At 40.8% G+C, this 20,814-nt stretch carries 18 protein-coding genes and 2 pseudogenes; 6 read left to right on the plus strand and 14 right to left on the minus strand.

Annotated features, from left to right (window positions below; genetic code table 11):
* The first annotated feature begins 170 nt into the window (after positions 1-170).
* The 5 genes from dacB to msrC all read left to right on the plus strand — a co-directional run bounded on the left by dacB (position 171) and on the right by msrC (position 7,758).
* Positions 171-1,595 carry a D-alanyl-D-alanine carboxypeptidase/D-alanyl-D-alanine endopeptidase gene (gene dacB, locus DTA23_RS03640; RefSeq protein WP_112373854.1) on the plus strand — a complete coding sequence of 475 codons (1,425 nt, stop codon included), beginning with the start codon at positions 171-173 and terminating at the stop codon, positions 1,593-1,595.
* A 93-nt stretch (positions 1,596-1,688) separates the two neighbouring features.
* Positions 1,689-3,971: an NADP-dependent malic enzyme gene (locus tag DTA23_RS03645; protein WP_112373855.1), complete on the plus strand. Its 2,283-nt coding sequence runs from the start codon at positions 1,689-1,691 to the stop codon at positions 3,969-3,971.
* Between the two features lie 32 nt (positions 3,972-4,003).
* A complete protein-coding gene (gene ruvA, locus DTA23_RS03650; RefSeq protein ID WP_112373856.1) occupies positions 4,004-4,585 on the plus strand; it encodes a Holliday junction branch migration protein RuvA in 582 nt (193 codons plus the stop codon).
* Between the two features lie 659 nt (positions 4,586-5,244).
* Entirely contained in the window at positions 5,245-7,101 is a 1,857-nt protein-coding gene (locus tag DTA23_RS03655) for a beta-N-acetylhexosaminidase (protein WP_070563370.1), read from the plus strand.
* 180 nt (positions 7,102-7,281) lie between these two features.
* Complete coding sequence (gene msrC, locus DTA23_RS03660; protein WP_070563367.1) at positions 7,282-7,758, plus strand: free L-methionine (R)-S-oxide reductase MsrC; 477 nt, start codon at positions 7,282-7,284, stop codon at positions 7,756-7,758.
* 132 nt (positions 7,759-7,890) lie between these two features.
* Here the strand turns inward: msrC and DTA23_RS03665 are convergent, their stop codons facing one another.
* The 14 genes and pseudogenes from DTA23_RS03665 to DTA23_RS03730 form a co-directional block, all read right to left on the minus strand.
* Positions 7,891-8,493, minus strand: a complete 603-nt coding sequence (locus DTA23_RS03665) for a hypothetical protein (RefSeq protein ID WP_070563364.1) — start codon at positions 8,491-8,493, stop codon at positions 7,891-7,893.
* A 31-nt stretch (positions 8,494-8,524) separates the two neighbouring features.
* Positions 8,525-9,484, minus strand: a complete 960-nt coding sequence (locus DTA23_RS03670) for an LVIVD repeat-containing protein (protein WP_172462310.1) — start codon at positions 9,482-9,484, stop codon at positions 8,525-8,527.
* A gap of 385 nt (positions 9,485-9,869) precedes the next feature.
* Complete coding sequence (locus tag DTA23_RS03675) at positions 9,870-10,457, minus strand: WD40 repeat domain-containing protein (protein ID WP_112373858.1); 588 nt, start codon at positions 10,455-10,457, stop codon at positions 9,870-9,872.
* Positions 10,441-10,704, minus strand: a complete 264-nt coding sequence (locus tag DTA23_RS03680; RefSeq protein ID WP_112373859.1) for a hypothetical protein — start codon at positions 10,702-10,704, stop codon at positions 10,441-10,443. Before DTA23_RS03680 ends, DTA23_RS03675 begins: the two co-directional genes overlap by 17 nt.
* 329 nt (positions 10,705-11,033) lie before the next feature.
* Positions 11,034-11,619 (minus strand): annotated as a pseudogene (gene hisIE, locus DTA23_RS03685) (bifunctional phosphoribosyl-AMP cyclohydrolase/phosphoribosyl-ATP diphosphatase HisIE).
* Positions 11,620-11,742: 123 nt separating this feature from the next.
* Positions 11,743-12,495 carry an imidazole glycerol phosphate synthase subunit HisF gene (gene hisF, locus DTA23_RS03690; protein ID WP_112373861.1) on the minus strand — a complete coding sequence of 251 codons (753 nt, stop codon included), beginning with the start codon at positions 12,493-12,495 and terminating at the stop codon, positions 11,743-11,745.
* Position 12,496: 1 nt separating this feature from the next.
* Positions 12,497-13,250 (minus strand): annotated as a pseudogene (locus DTA23_RS03695) (1-(5-phosphoribosyl)-5-[(5-phosphoribosylamino)methylideneamino]imidazole-4-carboxamide isomerase).
* A 12-nt stretch (positions 13,251-13,262) separates the two neighbouring features.
* Positions 13,263-13,862 (minus strand): imidazole glycerol phosphate synthase subunit HisH, encoded by a 600-nt coding sequence (hisH, locus tag DTA23_RS03700; protein ID WP_112373862.1) that lies wholly within the window; start codon positions 13,860-13,862, stop codon positions 13,263-13,265.
* A gap of 1 nt (position 13,863) precedes the next feature.
* Positions 13,864-15,003: a bifunctional histidinol-phosphatase/imidazoleglycerol-phosphate dehydratase HisB gene (hisB, locus tag DTA23_RS03705; protein WP_046672342.1), complete on the minus strand. Its 1,140-nt coding sequence runs from the start codon at positions 15,001-15,003 to the stop codon at positions 13,864-13,866.
* A 4-nt stretch (positions 15,004-15,007) separates the two neighbouring features.
* A complete protein-coding gene (hisC, locus tag DTA23_RS03710; RefSeq protein ID WP_070563350.1) occupies positions 15,008-16,066 on the minus strand; it encodes a histidinol-phosphate transaminase in 1,059 nt (352 codons plus the stop codon).
* 118 nt (positions 16,067-16,184) lie between these two features.
* A complete protein-coding gene (locus DTA23_RS03715) occupies positions 16,185-17,096 on the minus strand; it encodes a ribonuclease Z (RefSeq protein WP_112373863.1) in 912 nt (303 codons plus the stop codon).
* Position 17,097: 1 nt separating this feature from the next.
* Positions 17,098-17,478, minus strand: a complete 381-nt coding sequence (locus DTA23_RS03720; protein WP_046672339.1) for an STAS domain-containing protein — start codon at positions 17,476-17,478, stop codon at positions 17,098-17,100.
* A gap of 33 nt (positions 17,479-17,511) precedes the next feature.
* Positions 17,512-18,462 carry a phosphoribosylaminoimidazolesuccinocarboxamide synthase gene (locus DTA23_RS03725; protein ID WP_112373864.1) on the minus strand — a complete coding sequence of 317 codons (951 nt, stop codon included), beginning with the start codon at positions 18,460-18,462 and terminating at the stop codon, positions 17,512-17,514.
* A gap of 200 nt (positions 18,463-18,662) precedes the next feature.
* Complete coding sequence (locus DTA23_RS03730; RefSeq protein ID WP_046672338.1) at positions 18,663-19,628, minus strand: PhoH family protein; 966 nt, start codon at positions 19,626-19,628, stop codon at positions 18,663-18,665.
* Positions 19,629-19,979: 351 nt separating this feature from the next.
* On the opposite strand from DTA23_RS03730, the gene DTA23_RS03735 reads away from it, so the two are divergent.
* On the plus strand, positions 19,980-20,768 hold the full coding sequence (locus DTA23_RS03735; RefSeq protein ID WP_046672337.1) for an SAM hydrolase/SAM-dependent halogenase family protein: 789 nt from the start codon (positions 19,980-19,982) through the stop codon (positions 20,766-20,768).
* The last annotated feature ends 46 nt before the right edge of the window (positions 20,769-20,814 follow it).

Raw genomic sequence — 20,814 nt, forward strand, 5'->3', positions numbered from 1 at the left:
TAAAACAAACGAAACACAGCGAACGCTTTTCCCTAAAATTGGCAGCGTTCCAGGAATTACAATACGTCCAATGGAATATCCATGAGTTCCAAACACGAATAAAAATAACCGTGCCAACAAGCTCATCGAAGATAAGCTGGATATACCATAGGACTATAAAAACATGATATATGAACCAATTTGTGCTAAGTGCCATTGCTTTTTCTGCCTACACGTTAACGACCGTTGCTACGCCAGTATATGCACAGGATCTTCGTAGTAAAATTCAGGATGCATTCACGCAATTTCAAAATCAGGAAAACCTCAGAAATGGTTTGAGCTCATTGACCGTTTTCGACGCAAAAACAGGCCAGACTGTATTCGCAGCAAATGAGAACGTCGGATTGGCGACCGCTTCCACCATGAAGGTCATCACTTCGGCTACGGCCTTGGACTTCCTGGGCAAGAATTTTCACTTCAAAACAACCCTGTATTATACAGGTGAAATCGACGAGAACGGAGTGTTAAACGGAAATATTATTGTGACAGGTACGGGGGATCCTACCCTCGGCAGCGCCCGCTACCCGGAGACTCAAGCAACAACGATACTGAACAAGTGGCTTACAGCAGTCCAGAATGCCGGTATTAAAAGTATAAATGGCGCAATCATCGCCGATGACCGGCTTTACAATGGCAACCAGCTTCCAGGGGGCTGGATCTGGACCGACATGGGCAATTACTATGGTGCTGGAATTTCTTCCCTCAATTGGTGTGAAAATGCCTTCGGCATAAATTTTCTGCCAAGCACTAAAGTCGGAGCTAAAGCTGAGATCGCCAATTACACAACGCCAGTTCCGTATCTGGAAATCATCAATGAAACAACCACGGGTAAATCGGGAAGCGGAGACAATGTGTACGCCTATGCCGCTCCCTATTCGACCAAGATATTTGTGCGCGGCACCTATGGACAGGACCTCAAGAAAACTATCGAGCTCTCTTCGCCAGACCCGGCCTATGATCTCGCTTATCAATTAAATGAAGTACTAAGTAACAACGGTATTACCGCCAGCGAACTACCAGCTACCGGGACCAAGATGGATTCAGTTGATATTTCAAAAAAACAGACCCTCGATATCCATTTATCTCCAACCTTAGACAAAATTGTCTACTGGTTTAACCAAAAGAGCATCAACCTTTACGGAGAGGCCTTGTTGAAAGCGATTGCTTATACAACAGCTGGTAAAACGGGCACCGAAGATGGCGCCTATTATATACAGAAATATTGGAATGCCAAATTAGGCATAAAATCCAGTGAACTCAATAGCATGGATGGCTCTGGTCTATCACCTCAAAATAGGGTGACCACATCTGCCATGAATAAGATTATGCAATATGCACAAAAACAAAGTTGGTACCCCGCCTTCTACGAAAGTCTTCCTACATATAACAATATGAAGATGAAAAGTGGAACAATTGGTGGCGTACTTGGTTATACAGGTGTACATACCAATAAAACAGGGCAGTCGTTTACTTATACTTTACTGGTCAACAACTATGCAGGATCGGCGTCCAGCATGCGTCAGCAAATGTTTAAACTATTGGATGTCCTGAAGTAACATATTATTGTCTAATTATAATAAGATATTGGCAAATATTTCCAATTATCAAAAAGAATGATAGATTTGTAGCCTTAAATTAATAAAATCGTAATGAGTAACACTAATCGTAAACAGGCAGCATTAAACTACCACGCAATTGGTAGACCTGGTAAAATAGCTGTTGTTCCGACCAAACCAACAAATTCGCAAAGAGACTTATCATTAGCATATTCTCCAGGTGTAGCGGAGCCATGTTTGGCTATTGCTGAGAACAAAGAAGATGCTTATAAATATACTGCAAAAGGAAACCTTGTTGCTGTGATCAGTAATGGTACAGCAGTTTTGGGCTTAGGCGATATCGGCGCCCAAGCTGGTAAACCAGTTATGGAAGGTAAAGGCTTATTATTCAAAATTTTTGCCGACATTGATGTATTTGACATTGAAGTGGACACCAAAAATGTCGATGAATTCGTCAATATCGTTAAAGCATTGGAGCCGACTTTTGGAGGTATCAACCTGGAAGATATCAAAGCACCGGAATGTTTTGAAATCGAACGCCGTCTAAAAGAAGAAATGAACATCCCTGTGATGCACGATGACCAACATGGTACTGCAATCATCTCAGGTGCAGCATTGATCAATGCCTGTGAAATTATCGGTAAAGATATTTCAAAAGTAAAAATCGTCGTCAATGGTGCCGGAGCAGCTGCAATGTCATGTACAGCAATGTATATTTCAGTAGGTGCTAGCAAAGAAAATATTGTGATGCTGGATAGCAAAGGCGTGATCCGTAAGGATAGAGAAAATCTAGACAGTATGAAAGCACAGTATGCAACAGATCGCGATATTCGTACCCTGGCAGACGCTGTAAAAGATTCAGATGTATTTATCGGTTTATCGGCAGCAGACGTCATGTCAGCAGAAATGTTGTTATCAATGGCTCCAAACCCAATTGTATTGGCGATGGCAAATCCAAATCCTGAGATTGCTTATGATCTGGCGATGGCAACACGTAACGATATTATCATGGGTACGGGTCGTTCAGACTATCCTAACCAAGTAAACAATGTATTGGGTTTCCCCTATATATTCCGTGGTGCTTTAGACGTACGTGCAACTGCAATTAACGAAGAAATGAAAATTGCTGCAGTGCGTGCAATTGCAGACTTGGCGAAACAACCTGTTCCAGAAGAAGTAAATCAAGCCTATAACACCAGCAATTTAAAATTCTCGGAAGAGTATATCATTCCAAAACCTACCGATCCGCGATTGATCACTGAAGTTTCCATGGCTGTTGCAAAAGCTGCCATCGCATCAGGTGTAGCACAGACCGTAATCGAAGACTGGGATCAATATAGCGACGCCTTACGTAAACGTCTGGGTAAAGATGATGCGATTATGCGCAATTTAACCATGGCTGCTAAAAGAGATCCTAAACGTGTTGTTTTTGCAGAAGCAGACAATTACAAAACGTTGCGTGCGGCACAGATTGTTAAAGAAGAAGGCATTGCTATTCCAATTCTTTTGGGTAGAAAAGATAAAATCGAACGTCTAATCAAAGAATATGCTTTTGAACTGGATGGCCTTGAGATTATCGACCCAGTTGCTGAAGTAGATGGCGAAACGGAGCGCTCGAAGAAATTTATTGAGCATCTTTATAGCAAAAGGCAACGTCGTGGTATTTCGAAATACGACGCCCGTAAGTTGATGTACGACCGCAACTATTTTGGTGCCTCTTTAGTGGAATTTGGCGAAGCTGATACCCTAATTTCCGGTATGACCAAAAATTATGCAAATACAATCCGTCCGGCATTGCATGTAATCGGTGCTAAGCCAGGCAGCCGTGTGGCAGGTATGTACATGATGTTAACCAAAAAAGGACCAATCTTCATGGGCGATACAACCGTAAATGAAGACCCTACAGCACAAGAATTGGCAGACATTACCCTGTTACTGGATAAAGCTGTGAAACGTATGAACATTCAGCCACGTATTGCATTACTATCTTACTCTAATTTTGGTTCAAGTGAAGGAAAAACGCCAACAAAAGTAAGAGCAGCAGCGCAGATTCTACACGATCAACATCCAGAGATTATTGCTGATGGTGATTTACAAGCAAACTTCGCCTTAAACAGCGAAATGTTGACCGCAAACTTCCCGTTCAGCTGCTTGAATGGAAAATCGGCGAATACACTTGTATTTCCTAATTTGGAGTCCGGAAATATCGCTTATAAATTATTGCAAGAAGTTGGTGAAGCTGAGGCAGTAGGTCCAATCCTTCTGGGTATGAACAAACCTATTCACGTATTGCAACTGGATAGCTCTGTGCGCGAAATCGTCAATATGGTTACCATTGCCGTAGTAGATGTACAAGCACATCTTAAAAATTTATAGAATAGCTTAAAATCTTCCTATATTCGTATACTATGTACGAATATTTCATTGGAAAATTAGCATATAAAGCCCCCACTCATGTTGTTATCGATGTGAGTGGGATTGGTTATTATGTCCACATCTCGCTCTATACCTTCTCCCAAATCAAGGATCAGGAAAACTGTAAACTATTTATTTCACTTCAAGTTCGGGAAGACTCACACACGCTTTATGGCTTTGCAACAGAAGGCGAGAAAAAATTATTCGAAAATTTGATCTCTGTTTCTGGTATTGGCCCCAATACAGGCCGTATGATCCTATCGTCAAACACACCCGATGAGATCCAGTCTGCCATCGTCAATGGCCAGGTTGCCCTCATTCAAAAGATTAAAGGAATTGGCCCTAAAACAGCACAACGTCTTATACTGGAACTTCAGGATAAATTAAAAAAACAGGGCTTCGAAGCTTTGGCATCACCTATCCAATCCCAATCAGTTCCGGACGAAGCATTGTCAGCACTAGTGATGCTCGGATTCAACAAAGTCGCGGCAGAGAAGGTGTTAAATACCATTTTAAAGACCGAAAGCAATCTTTCCGTAGAGGATATGATCAAATTAGCATTGAAACGACTTTAATGCATAAACATTTGCTGAACATATCCGATATTAATCATTAGATGACGGATACGTGCTATTCATGCTGTAACGTAAAAGATATAAAGGAACCTTCGGGTTCCTTTGTCATTTCCCGAACCTCAGTTTTGCAATACTTCGCGCCCTATTAACAGTGCTTCAAATTTGAAACATCAAAAAGATATTGCTATAAATAATAAGGAGCTGATAGGGACTTTATAGGGACCTCATTCGGACCTTATTCGGATAAAGCCCTATCAGCTCTGTTGAATGTACCTATAAACTAAGCATTAAAAACGGATCAAAAATGACATCATTCAGAAGAAGTTTCAAGGTCGTTATCTTCCCTTCACGTGATCGAAATAATCTGTACAACGAAAGAAGGTTTAGTGATAAAGCATCAGCTCACAGGAGATACGAACATTTAAAAAGGCATATTTTTTTACCTAAATTTAGATACTATTCCCCGAAGTAAAATATCCCCTTTAACAGACTAAACAAACGATTGATCTAACCCAAACACGTTATTATCCAAACTACTTCTAAGTGCCCAAAAATACGTTCAACAGTGTTTTCATACCCTATTTGTTACATTTTCTCTTTGCTAAAACGTATTTATTCACCTATTTTTAGAACTTCTTATTTCAGTTATAATCTCACGCATGAAGAAACTATTTTCACTTGCGCTGGCTCTAAGTATAGGAGCAGCAGTATTTGCGCAAGAAAAGAAAGATGCTACCTTGAACATTGTGCCCTTACCGCAACAGGTTCAAATTAAAAATGGTACATTTAAAATCAACGCTAACACCAAAATCGCCTTTGATAGCGAAGAGGACAAAAAAGTTGCAACGCTGTTTCAGGATTTCCTAAAAAGCAACTACAGTCTCAATTTATCCCTAGTGAAATCAGCGAGCAGCAATACGATCTATTTCTCCTCCAAAAACGCAAAATCCACTAATGCTGAAGCGTATGAACTTAACATAAGTTCAGACCGCGCAACTATTAGCGGAAAAGCTGCCGGTCTATTTTATGGTATGCAATCGTTGATCCAGTTGCTACCTGTGGATAAAAAGGCCAGCATAGAAATTCAACAAGCTTCAATCCAGGATGAACCTCGCTTTGCTTACCGTGGATTACATCTCGATGTTGGCCGCCACTTCTTTCCCGTAGAGTTTGTAAAAAAATACATTGATATTCTGGCTTCTTACAAATTGAATACATTTCACTGGCATTTGACAGACGACCAAGGCTGGCGTATCGAAATCAAATCACACCCAAAATTGACTCAGATTGGCGGTTACCGCAAGCAAACGCTGCTGGGTAACTACAAGACAGATGGCGATTATGACAACACGCCTTATGGTGGTTTCTATACCCAAGACCAAATCAAAGAAGTGGTTGCTTATGCAAAAGCTAAATATGTAACGGTTATCCCAGAAATCGAGATGCCAGGACATGCGTTAGCAGCACTTTCGGCTTATCCAGAATTGGGCTGTGGTGATAAGCCAGGACCTTACACGGCTGCGCAGACTTGGGGCGTGTTTGACGATGTTTTCTGTGCCGGAAAAGAAGAAACATTCAAGTTATTGGAAGATGTCATTGACGAAGTCATTCCCCTATTCCCGAGCGAATATATCCACATCGGTGGTGATGAATGTCCAAAAACAAAATGGAAAACATGTCCATTTTGTCAAAAAAGAATCAAAGATAACAACCTCAAAGATGAACACGAGTTACAGAGCTATTTTATCCAACGTATGGAAAAATATATCAATAGCAAAGGTAAACGTATCATTGGATGGGATGAGATCTTAGAGGGTGGTTTAGCGCCTAATGCGACTGTCATGAGCTGGAGAGGCGACCAAGGTGCGATTGATGCAGCCAATCAAGGTCACGATGTGATCATAACGGCAAACAGCTATGGTCTATATTTTGATCACAAACAAGGTCCTGATCAAAACAGAGAACCTTTAAGTATCGGCGGACTTTCCACATTGAGCAAAGTATATTCGTCAGACCCAATGCCTAGCAAAATTGCTGAAAACAACAAGAAACACGTTCTAGGTGTACAAGCAAATATTTGGACAGAGTATATTGGATCATCCAATAAAGTCGAATTTACAGTGTTACCGCGCGTTTTAGCGCTTTCTGAAATTGCCTGGACACAGCCAGAGAAAAAGAATTGGAAAAATTTCTCAGAACAGCGTGCAGCAAATCAGCTGGCTAAACTTGACCAAACCAATACATTCTATCGTGTACCGGAAGTATATGGCATAACAGATACCACCGTATATGCTTCAGAATATACGATCCGTGGGCTGAAACCTTCTGTTGAAGGAGCCAAAATTTATTACACATTGGACAACTATGATCCTTCGGAATTAGATTTAGAATATACAGGTCCAGTGAAAATTACGGTTCCTAATGGTAAAGAACGTATTTTCAAAGCAGTTGTTGTAACGCCTTCCGGCAAAAGAAGCAACTACATTCGGGTGAACATTATCAACACAAAGAAATAATAACATTTGCCTGATGCGAAAGCGCTAATATTCTGTTAACTTTGAACAGCGTATTAGCGCTTTTTCATTTCATGCAGGTTGGAACTCAATATGCCGTGAAGCTTTCCGGACAGGCAAAACATGCTTGGCAATTGTAATCCTGATAGCAAATGCATGATTATTTTTTTTACATAGATTTTTATGGCAGAGGATTTACAAATAGCTAAAGGTAGCAAAGAAGAACAATATCAAAATTTACTTCCTCAAATTGAGGGACTTTTGCAAGGCGAGCCGAATCAAATTGCCAATTTGGCTAACATCGCTGCTGCACTGAAAGAACAATTCAATTTTTTCTGGGTTGGTTTCTATCTCGTCGATGGAGACGAGCTCGTATTAGGCCCTTTTCAGGGACCCGTTGCATGCACGCGTATCAAGAAAGGTCGTGGTGTATGCGGGGGGGCTTGGGCAGAGGAAAAAACATTGATTGTTCCTGATGTGGAGCAATTTCCGGGACACATTGCCTGTAGTTCGCTCTCGCGGTCCGAAATCGTGCTACCCGTTTTTAAACAGGGACAGATTATCGGTGTGCTGGACGTTGACAGTAGTGAATTAAATAGTTTTGATGAAGTCGATGAGAAATACCTTACGCAGGTATTACAGCTTTTAGACAGCGAATAAGTAAGCTCCACAAAAAAGAGTGAAATAGCGTTAGTATCGGCCTAGATTTGAAAAACGAACCGTATACTTACGCTATTTTTTTACATTTCAAGCTATCGACACCTGTTAATAAAAAAAACATCCGATCGATACCTAAAAACCAAATCCTACCTGTAAAGTAAAACGGTGCAGATCATATTTTTTATCCATTTGTGTTGTTCCATACCCTATGCTAGTGTCTGGCAAACTTGCTGAGGGTCGCGTATAAGTATCCTTTCGGCTATAGTGCTGATACCGATATCCTGTTGCCAAAGACCAATATTTCGCTGAATTCTTAAATTTAAAGCGCCAACCCAGCTGTGGATTTACCAACAAGCCACCCTGATATTCATATTTTAAATTGCTCTCGACTAGATTTTTATTCAAGAAAGCAAAACTATAGCCTAAATCCAATCCTGCAAAAAAACTACGTTTTCTGTCAGGGAATTCCACATAATTTACTTTGGCTGAGAGTGGTAAAAACCATTTTGATCCTTCATTGTTTACAGGATACCTATCCACCCCTGTATTTAAACCCAGAGCGATATTTTCATGGAGCTGCACCCCATGCAATGTATGTAAGCCAAATCCAGATTCCAGAAAAGCAGGGCCATAAGTAATAACCGAAAATTCATTATGATTTGTATATTTTTTTGTTTGGGCATCAACAGTTAAATACCCGAGAAGAGCCAAAATGGCAATCGAAAGTCTTTTCATATCAGAATAATGAAGCTCTTGAAATAGTGTCTTAATTGGGTCTAATAACAGGAATAATGCTCAATTCCTTCAATTTGGCCTTATTGCTATAATCATATTGATGTACACCTTTTTCTCCAACAATAATTAGCGATTTTGGTCCAGCGATAACATCCATACTCATCAGGTCTTTGTGAGTTTCTAAAAGCTTATTACCTATTTGACTAACATCACTGGCATCGAATGACTTCAACCCGAATTTTCCATCACAGATATACAGCGTGTGGTCCGATAGCGCCAGTCCGTAAGGATTCTCCAAAGTGAAGCTATGTTTCAGCATCGGTTTCGTCAGATCTTGGATATCGATAACTTCCAACAAATTTTGCTGCCCCCCACATACCACGCCTGCACGTAAGGTTACAAAGGCATATTTCTCATTGACAACGACAGGATCACAGGCACGAATATGTGTATAACGCGACAGCTCTACGGGAGCTGATGCCGTCGTGATATCATAAATCACCATACCTGTATTGGAGCCGATAAACAGGTTGTTTTTAAAGGGAAAAATTGTTTCGATGCCAGGACCTATTTTGATATCCTTTACATAGGCAGGTTTACTCGCATTCTGCACGTCAAAAAGGTGCAACATCGTTTGGTCCACGGCATATAGATGTTTATTGGCAATGGTAAATCGCGCCATGGATCCGCCCTGTCCCGAGCCCGAATTGGTCTCGTTATAGAGAGGTTCTTTTCGATCATAAGGTGAATATTTATCTTTTTGGCTATAGCTTACCAGGCTATCTCGGTATCCTGTAATGATGCGATCGGCAGTATTATTCAAGTAATCCATTTGAAGCAACATCTTAAACACATCCTTATTTCGTGTCAATAATTTTGGAGATGCAGGATTTTCGAGATCGAAGGTCAACAGATCTGTAAAACTATCCGCATACAGCTTTCCATCTAGAACCGCAAGATCCACATTGCCGGGAATACTTAAGAATGCCATCGCCACGGGTTTTGAACGGATCAACATTATTAAAGATATGAACTCCTTTCCGTGGCTCATTTATAAACAAGTAATCTTGATAAATATAAATCTTTCCGGTTTGAACAATTGTCGTAGGGCTGCTTACGGGATTAGCTTTAGCTCGTATACTTTCCATTGTTTCGAATATGGGCACGCTAGCTAGATACATTCCTTTACTTTCGATTTTATCACAGCTCGAAAGCGCTATACAGCCTAATAGGATAAGCCAAATTCTTTTCATAAAATATAACTATAAGGTCAATTAAATTTATAATTACCATAGTTAACGATATAATTATGAATTCGCTACAAATGACTTTACTTTTTATGCCCCTAAGTTAGTCCGCACTTCCTACCCGATATTTTATACATGAAATTCCCAGACTTTCACCAGTTTGTCATCGCTGACGCTAAAGAAATATTGCCCATTTTCGGACCATGCTCCCGCATTTACAGATAAATGATGGCCATCTTGCATCTTCTCGCGGCTCATATTTTTCAATAGTGCAAAATCGGCTGTGGACCAAAATTTCAACGATTTGTCGCGACTGACAGTAACAAAAATTGGTGCTTCAGGATGGGGATATATTCCATATACGGTAAACAGATGCGGTACAAACGAAAAATTAGTTGTCAATTGATTGGGGTCTGAAATCACCAATTGCGCATCCCGTCCACCGCTTAGCAATTTATTATGGATAAATGCCAGCGACGTAGCGGGCATGCTATGCAATTTTGCATCAGTAATAACATGAAAGTCAGTACTGTCCAAGGTATAAACTTTCCCATCTTTATCCCCTAATGCTATTCGTCCAAGTCCTTCATCAATTGCAATTGCGCGAATTGTTGTCGGGGATATACGCTTTTCGTAAATACATTTATAAGTTGTCAAATCGATGACATACAATGTTCCTTCTTCACCTACTGCCAGAAGTTCATTTTTCCAGGACATATAAGCCAATGCAAAAATAGCTTTGTTGCTCAGCTGTATACTTGCTCCAAGCTTTTGCTCTTCGACATCTACAAAAAAGCAGTTTACCCTCACGCAAGGCTATGGCCAGAATCGGCGTCCCCGGGATCAACCGTAAAGCATAAACCGATGAACTTACCGCACAGAGAATACGCTTAAATGCATTTTGCTCAATATCCCATTCGACAACGCCCTTATCGTTACCAGCCGTAAAAAAAAGTATCTGCATAGTAGCCCTTCTCTACACAAAAAATAGGGGTTTTGATGCCCTGGTAACGTCGATTTTAATGTAATATCCATAGTAATTCGCTAAAATGCCTTCTCTATTCGGAGCACCTGTTTTAAGCCTATTTTTTTATGTTATAGGACCGAATTCTCCGCTGACTGAGCTGTGATCCAGTAAAGATCAATACAGCAATACGTATTGTTAGTCGGTAGAAACAAGAAGTGCAGTATATCCACAAATATACTGCACTTCTTAGATTATTTTGTCATCTTAGCTTAAAGCCTTCTTTCCGCTTCAGATTTTGTTCAACGCTGATGCCGTCGTCCAAATACCTATTGATGTCTGCTCTCGAGGTTTTTCGCAATTGTTTCCAAAAGAAAATCCTTTCTCACGCAACAATACGATCAAATGAAACAATAAGTCTGAAGTTTCATTAATAAAATCAGTATCCGTTTCGGTCAATGCTGCAATGACTGTTTCTACGGCTTCCTCGCCAACCTTTTGCGCAATCTTATTGATACCGCGAGAACGCAGACGATTGACATAAGATTCGTCAGAAGGATATTCATAGCGATGGTTGACAATACGCTCTAGCTCCAACAGAAAGTTTTGGTTGAAGTCTGTATTAAAACAACTTCTGCTTCCTGTATGACAGGTAGGTCCCATTGGTTCTGCTTTGATCAAAACAGTATCCTTATCGCAATCAACATGGATGCTTTTTACATTCAAAAAGTTTCCACTTTCCTCTCCTTTTGTCCAGAGGCGATTTTTGCTTCGGGAGAAAAACGTAACGCGTTTCTCTGCTTGTGTCTTCTCCCAAGCTTCCTCGTTCATATAGCCTAACATCAACACTTCCAATGTTTGGAAGTCCTGCACAATCACTGGAACAAGGCCGTCACTTTTTGCAAAATCTAACATGATTTTAGTATTTCAATTTTTAATTATTTTCGAAGAGCCATGAGCCCAGTTTAATTTCTCAGGATTTCTTTCAGCAAGTTTATAACTTCCACCCCTTTGATTATCGATCTTTACTCCGCTATCCTATCTTACGACAATACCATTTTGGCGTAAGGTAGCTTTAAGATCGGGGATCAATATTTCACCATAATGGAAGACCGATGCCGCCAGGGCAGCATCCACGTTAGCTTGTTGAAAAACATCGACAAAATGCTGTTGATTACCGGCACCGCCAGAAGCAATCAGTGGAATATGAATCTGGTCGTTTATTGTTTTTAAAAAAACATTGTCAAAGCCATTTTTTGTTCCATCATGATCCATTGACGTCAACAGGATCTCTCCCGCTCCACGTTCTTGCGCTTCAAGGATCCAATCCGCTGTGTCCAATTCCGTCTTAATGCGTCCGCCGCTCAGATGCACAAAATTCTGACCTTCGATCGACCGGGTATCCACAGCAACCACAACAAATTGTGCACCAAAAGCTGCAGCCATCTGGTTGATAAGAGCAGGATTGCGTACCGCAGCGGAATTGATGGATATTTTGTCTGCACCTGCATTCAACAGGATATCAGCATCTCTGATTTCATTGATACCACCGCCGATTGTAAAGGGAATATTCACTTGACGTGCGACTGCTTTGACCAGATCAATTGTCGTTTTACGCCCCTCATGCGTTGCTGTAATATCCAGAAAAACGAGTTCATCAGCCCCTTGTTGAGAATATTCATAGGCCAATTCAACGGGATCACCCGCATCGCGCAGATCCACAAAATTGACTCCTTTTACCGTCCGCCCATCTTTGACATCCAAACAGGGAATTATACGTTTTGCCAGCATTTTAAAATCTGATTAACGATTTTAAATTCCAATCTTTGATTTCATCGATCGAGATTCTATTTTCATAGATTGCTTTACCAACGACAACAGATTCTACACTGCCCAATTCCTGAAGTTTCTGAATATCGTCCATTGAACTGATCCCACCAGAAGCTATTAACTTGATAATCGGAGAATGGCTCAACAACTTTTGGTACAGTTCAACGCCTGCACCGCCCAATTTTCCATCTTTACTAATATCGGTACATAAGAACCTAAAGAATCCTAAAACCAAGCATTTATCAATATATTCGATCAATTTGATTGGCGAACTTTCCAACCAACCCGAGTATTTGATTACCTCATCCAAAACGTCGATTGCAATAACGATGTGGTCGGCATATTTTACTTTACCTTCGTTCAACGTAGCCAGCTCCTCCAAGAATGAAGGATTGGTGATTGCCTGTGTTCCGACAATAACGCGATAAAATCCCGGCATCAACCAATTCCTTAACCTTTTCGATACTTCTTACACCACCGCCATACTGAATTTTCATATCTGTCTTTTGGATGATATCAAATAAATAGGCCTGATTGCTGAAGTCTCCTTTTGCACCATTTAAATCAATGATATGGACGAGTTCCGTACCATTTGCACGGTAGGTTTCGATTTGCTCTTCTAAACTAATCGCATACGTTGTAACGTCATTGTAGTTACCCTCTCTCAAGCGGACAACTTTTTTGTCCAAGACATCTATTGCTGGAATGATATACATAGTCGAATATTTTTAATCAATTTGAATAGTTGAAAAATTGAGCAGCAGCTGCTCTCCTGCTTTTCCAGATTTCTCTGGATGAAATTGTACGCCAAAGAAATTGTCTTTGGAAATTACAGCCGAAAAAGGCTGTCCATAGACACATTTCGCCGCAGTATATGTCGCATCGAATTCGATAAAGTACGAGTGGACAAAATAAAAATAAGTCTGGTCTTCAATATGTGCAAATAAAGGACTGTTTGCTGGCACGGAAACACTATTCCAGCCCATATGTGGTACTTTACCCGACTTTTCGGCATCAAAATGTAAGGTCTTCAAAGGAAATAGCTTTAACATTTCGGCATTTCCTTCTTCTGAAAAAGCCGTCAGTAATTGCATACCAACACAAATACCCAACACAGGTTTTTTTAGCTTTTTGATATAGGGCACCAATCCCGATTCCTGTAGTTTGTCCATCGCGGCTCCAGCGTGGCCCACTCCAGGAATGATGATACGATCGTATTGATCGATCTCATCGGCAGTATTGACCATACCATAGGTAAGCCCAACACGATCCAGTGCCGCTGTCAAGGAGAAAATATTCCCCGCACCGTAATTAATAATTCCTATCATCTTACAATACTCCTTTTGTACTTGGCAATTGCATATGGTCGGCATCGCGTCTTACCGCTTTCTTGATAGATTTAGCAAAAGCTTTGAAAATCGCTTCGATCTTATGGTGCTCATTGTCACCTTCAGCTTTAATGTTTAAATTCGATCGTGAAGCATCTGAAAACGACTTAAAGAAGTGGAAAAACATTTCCGTAGGCATATCGCCGATCTTCTCCCGCTTAAATGCCGCATCCCACACTATCCAGTTGCGACCACCAAAATCCAATGCAACCTGAGCCAAACAATCATCCATCGGCAACGTATAGGAGTAGCGCTCAATTCCACGTTTATCCCCTAAAACCTTCAAAAAGATCTCGCCCAGCGCAATACCGGTATCTTCGATGGTATGATGTTCGTCGATATGAAGATCCCCTTTCGCCTTAATGGTCAAATCAAGTGCTCCATGTCTAGCCAATTGATCCAGCATATGGTCGAAAAACGGTAACCCCGTTTCGATGTCTGACTTACCCGAACCATCCAGATTCAACTGAATAAAAATATCAGTTTCATTGGTTTTACGATGATGTTCGGCAGTGCGCGTACCCAATTTAAGGAATTCATACACCGTCTTCCAATCCGTTGTCTCTAAAGCTATAACAGTTGAATCTATCGCAAGGTTTTCCAAAGCACCTAATTGATCGTTTGCACGCAGCCAAATTGCCTTTGCACCGAGGTTTTGTGCCAATTTAACATCGTTCACACGATCGCCGATGACGAAGGATTGGCTCAAATCGTATTTCGACGCATCAAAATAGGCTCCAAGCATACCAACTCCCGGTTTTCGGGTTTCCGCATTCTCGTGTGGAAAGGTTTTATCAATATGTTCCTCGGCAAACACTACGCCTTCTCCTGCAAACGTATCAATCACAAAATGATGGACTGGCCAGAAATTCTCTTCCGGATGGGAAGACGTTCCTAAACCATCTTGGTTGGAAACCAAGATCAATTCGAAATCCAGCTCCTTTGCGATACGTGGTAGATACTGCAAAGCACCAGGATAGAATTTTAATTTGGCAAAAGAATCGATTTGTTCGTCTTCAGGTTCCAAAATCAATGTTCCATCGCGGTCTATAAACAGTACACGTTTTAAGTTATCAGGCATAGTATTATTTATTGATTTGATTAAGTTTTTCTAACAATGTTTTATTTTCAGCCGGTGTACCGACCGTGATCCGTAGACAGCCTTCACACAGTTCGACTTTGGATCTATCTCTAACGATAATTCCATATTGAACGAGATAATCGTAAACTTCACGTGGCTGCTCCATCTTCACCAAAATAAAGTTGGCATCAGAAGGTGTAATATGCTGCACATAATCCAGTTCAAGCAATCCACGCACCAGTTGCTCACGTTCTGCCACTGTCTCCTTGATCCAGTCATTGACTTGATCAACCTGATCTAAGGCTTCCAATACAATATCTTGTGTCGCTTGATTAATGTTGTATGGTGGTTTTATTTTATTGTAAACAGCGATAATCTCCTTACTGGCAAAAGCCATACCCAAGCGTAAGGCCGCAAGCCCCCAGGCTTTGGATAAGGTCTGCAATACCACTAGATTGGGGTATTCAGCCAGTTCTTGCGTAAATGACTTGACAGCAGAAAAATTAATATAGGCCTCATCCACTACCACAAGCCCCTGGAAATTATTCAGGATTGCTTCAATATCCTGACGACGGATTGAGTTTCCGGTTGGATTATTCGGAGAACAGATAAAAATCAGTTTAGTATGTGCGTCTATTGCATTGGCAATACCATCCAAATCCAGCTGGTAATCAGCAGTAAGGTTTACCTTTTTGAAAGCAACATCATTGATGTTCGCCGAGACTTCATACATCCCGTAGGTTGGCGGAACTAATATGACATTGTCAACACCAGGGGTACAAAATGCACGGTATAAAATATCAATAGCTTCATCACTTCCATTTCCCAAAAAGATATTCTCTGATGGTACACCTTTTATTTTAGAAAGTTTTGCTTTAACTTGATGTTGGAGAGGGTCTGGATATCGGTTGTAATCATGGTTTAAGGGGGATCCAAAAGGATTTTCATTGGCATCAATCAATATGGATGCCTCCCCTTTAAATTCATCTCTTGCGGATGAATAAGGTACGAGCTTCTTAATATTTTCCCGTAGTAGGTTGTTTAAGTTGAATGGATTATCCATTATAAAAAAATTAGAGCCGTAAACTTAGATAAATTGTTCATCATATGCAATATAATAAGCAATTATTCATAGGTGTTAACCCGTTTATCGTTGGGATATCAGAGAAAATTCAAAAAAATTAAACGGAAAACCACCGACCTTCCACAGAGAGTTCCGTATTTGGGAATACAGTTCTCGCTTCTTCCAATAGGGGATTTAAATCTCTGTACCGCGCTGAATAATGACCCAATAGCAACTTCTTTGCGTGAGTTTCCTGGGCGATCTCTCCAGCCTCCAGCGCTGTGGTGTGAAATGTCTCTTTTGCGCGGTCGACCATATCGTGCAAGAATGTGGACTCATGATACATCAGATTAGCCTTTTGCACATAAGGCAGGTATTCCGGCGTTCGTACGGTATCCGAACAATACACATAACTGCGCGATAAGGGAGCAGGAAGGCTCAGGTCATCCGCAGTATATACTTTACCACTTTCATCGACGTAATCAAATCCTTTTTTGATCATCGGAAAATAAGCGGTGGGTATATTCAGTTCCTGTACGACATCGCCAAGCAATGTTCGTGCACGGGGCCCTTCATCAAAACGAAAGCCTGTACAGGCAATACGATGCTTTAATGGAAAAGTGCTTACTTTTAATGTTCTGTTTTCAAAAATGACCCCCGGCTTTTCGGGCGAAATCGGATGAAAAACAAGATTATAGCGTAAAATAGTCTCGGAATGCAAAAATTGCACATCTAAAATTTCCTTTAACGCAGGTGGCCCATACAAATGGAGATCACTTTTTCGGCCGACAAGGTGCATCGATGAAAGCAGCCCCACCAAACCCAAATAATGATCCCCATGCAGATGGCTAATAAATATATGTCCTAAACGATTGCTTTTGATGCCGTATCGGCTAAGTTGAATTTGTGTACCTTCTCCACAGTCGATCAAAAACAATTGCTCATTAAAGTTCAACACTTGGCTAGTCGGATGACGATCAAACATCGGTGTGGCCGAGCTATTTCCCAATATCAGAACTTCAAACTTCACATTAATCCTCGATTGCCCCCCGATACTCAGATTCCAATTCGTGTGCAAAGATTAAATCTTCTGCCACCTTTAAAGATGGTGCTATTTTCAGCGATTTATCCAAATGCGACACACGAACCATATCCATTAACGTTGGACAAAGATTAACCAAAATAAATATGCCCCCAACAGACTGACATAAACGATGGGCAAGCACACCTAAACGGATACCTACCTCGTCCGTTTGTTTAACGTGGATCATATCCAAAACGATATTCCGTTGTCCAATCGTATTCCGCAACAAAAACTCCCCTTTGAGTTTAGCGGCATTATCCGCGTCAATCACATCGACATGAGGTTCTATGACAATATAGCGATCGTGCTTATCAATGGTATACTTCATTAGTCTATCTCCTTTGTTTGAGGATACAATGTACTAATAATTTAGCGTTTTCAAGGCCTTTGCCACATTTCTTTCCACACGTTCCAGTACGTTTTCCTGATCTGGATACACAAACTTCTCTCCGACGATATGCTCGTAAAGCTCAATATAACGTTCAGAAATGGAAGCGACAATCTCATCCGTCATCTCCGGAACAACCTGACCGTCTTTCCCTTGGAAGCCGTTTTCAATTAACCATTTGCGAACAAACTCCTTCGACAATTGCTTTTGTGCCTCACCTTTTTCCTGACGTTCCGCATAACCTTCCGCATAAAAATAACGGGAAGAATCTGGTGTATGAATCTCGTCGATCAGCACAATTTTCCCATCTTTTTTTCCAAACTCATATTTTGTATCCACCAAAATAAGCCCTCTTTGCGCGGCAATTTCGGTACCCCTTTGGAACAACGCTTTGGTATATTGCTCCAATTGAACATAATCTTCTTCGCTTACGATGCCTTTTTTCAAGATATCGGCACGTGAAATATCTTCATCATGTCCAACAGCAGCCTTTGTTGTCGGTGTAATAATTGGCTCAGGCAATTTGTCATTTTCTTTCAGTCCTTCTGGCAATGCCTCACCACATACTTCACGTTTGCCAGCAGCATATTCACGCCAAGCGTGTCCTGACAAGTAGCCCCGAATAACCATTTCCACTTTAAACGGCTCGCATAGCTGACCGATAGTTACACTGGGGTCCGGAACAGACACGACCCAATTTGGAATAATATCAGCCGTAGCCTTTAAAAATTTGGCTGCAATTTGATTCAACACCTGTCCTTTATAAGGAATAGGACGCGGAAGTACCACATCAAATGCTGAAATACGATCTGAGGCAACCATCGCCAAATACGTATCGGCAATCGTATACACGTCACGTACTTTTCCACGGTAAAAAGCAGTCTGATTTTCGAAATTGAAATTTGTTTCTTTTATAGCATTCATGTTCAACGTAAAATTCAAATGTAAGTAATTGTTCATTTATGACTGCGATCAATGGCATTCATAAATGCAGCGCATTTATTTAAGAGCTCGCTGTACTCGATTTGCCTTTTAATCAGGCTATTTGAACTATATCAGTCGGCACCTTTTGTACCCATGCCAAACTGGGATATCCCAAATCATACGTTTGCAGCATAGACCGATTAAATATCGCCATACGCTTCGAGGATGCGGCGAACCAATTTATGGCGAACCACATCTCCACCGCTGAGGTGGATAATGTCTATTCCTTCGATATTCTCCAATAGGCGAATTGAAGTAGACAATCCAGATTGATTTTTTTTCGGTAAATCTACCTGTGTCATATCACCTGTAACGATAAATTTTGCCGTTGGCCCCATACGTGTCAAAAACATCTTCAGCTGCATATCCGTTGCATTCTGAGCTTCGTCCAGAATCACAAAGCAGTTGTCCAATGTTCGTCCACGCATAAACGCTAGAGGTGCAACTTCAATGGTCCGATTTTCCAGGTAACCTTTTAGCTTTTCTGCTGGAATCATATCGTCCAATGCATCGTAGAGCGGTCTCAAATAGGGGTCTACCTTCTCCTTTAAGTCGCCCGGTAAAAAACCGAGATTTTCGCCGGCCTCGACGGCTGGTCTCGTTAGAATGATCCTTTTGATTTCTTTATTTCGAAGTGCCCTAACAGCTAATGCAACCGCCGTATAGGTCTTTCCTGTACCCGCCGGTCCAATAGCAAATAAGATATCATTTTTCGAAATACTATCCACCATCTTCCGTTGGTTGGCCGTACGTGCACGTACAATAAGGCCATTAGGTCCATACACGATCGGTTCGGATCCAAAGGCTGCATGTTTGGCCGCAAGTTCTTTTTCCTGCTGAACAGCAGAACCTGCACTTGCTCCAAGGAGATTTTCAAAATCCAATAAAGTAATGTTGTTAAATTTCTCCAGATGAGCCATGACTTCCTTAAACGATTGCTCAAACAGGTCTAATTCCTTCGCGTCTCCCAACACCTTCATTTCACTCCCGCGAGCTACAATCCGCAGTTTTGGGAATTGCTTCTTCAAATAATCGAAGTGCTCATTGTCTGCTCCCCATAATATGGGCAAATTCAGACCATCTAATGCAATTAGTAATTCGTTCAAATTTTATCCTATTTAGAATTAATTAGATTGTAGCCATTACACAATATCGTTCCTGTATAATACTATTCAAAATTAACGTATTCTAACGAAACAACCAAGAAGATACGGCGTACAAACGACGATGATTTATAAGCTTATGGAGACAGCCGACAAAGGGGCACAAAGATTTCGTTATGCATAAAATCTTCGCTATGTTTGTGTATATCAATCGAAAAAAGACAGATTCAAAATAAGTTATCCAATTAACTTTATAAATCATCTGATAAATAGTAATTTTGTCCACTATTTAGATAAATTTAAGGGTATATTTAAGGGAATTCGACAGCAATTCGATCTAGGATTTAGATTATAATGGCAGTAATTACATTAACAACAGACTTAGGACACAAAGATTTTTATCAAGCCGCGTTAAAAGGTAGTCTTTTATCGCAGTTGTCCGGTGCCAATATTGTTGATATTACCCATGAAATTCCAGCATTCAATATCCCTCGGGCGGCCTTTGTATTAGGCAATGCTTATCATTATTTCCCTAAAGGAACCGTACATATTATCGGAATTAACACCCTGTTTCATGAGGAGTCGAAATATATCGGCATGAAATACAACGATCATTATTTCGTCGGGGCCGACAACGGTATTTTCAGCTTATTGTTGAATGGCAATGAACCCCAGGAACTGTATGAGCTCAACTTAATGCAGGACCTCCGGTACCTTCACTTTCCGCTCGCAGATATTCTTTCTAAATCTGCTTGTCATATTGCCAAGGGTGGCAAGCTGAAAGAAATCGGTACTTCAATGCAACAGCTCATCGAAAAAGTAACTTTGCAGCCTATCTTTGATAAAGACATGATCCGAGGCAATGTCATTTATGTTGATGCATTCGGCAACGCCATTACCAATATCTCGAAAGATCTATTCAATAAAGTTCAGAAAGGACGTCATTTTGTCCTCTATTTTAAACGTAATGAAACCATTACCAATCTTTCCTGGCATTACAATGAAGTCGGAGAAGGAGAGAAACTTTGTTTATTTGGCATTTCCAACTATCTTGAAATCGCCATCAATAAAGGTAATGCCAGCCAGCTACTCGGACTTCATGATGACGATTCCAATGTTATTCGTATAGAATTTAAAGATTAATTTCATAAATTCATTTGTCGTGATTTCGCTCCATTTTTTTATCCTT

It is taken from the genome of Sphingobacterium multivorum (genome assembly GCF_900457465.1).
GTDB classification, from domain to species: Bacteria; Bacteroidota; Bacteroidia; order Sphingobacteriales; family Sphingobacteriaceae; genus Sphingobacterium; species Sphingobacterium multivorum.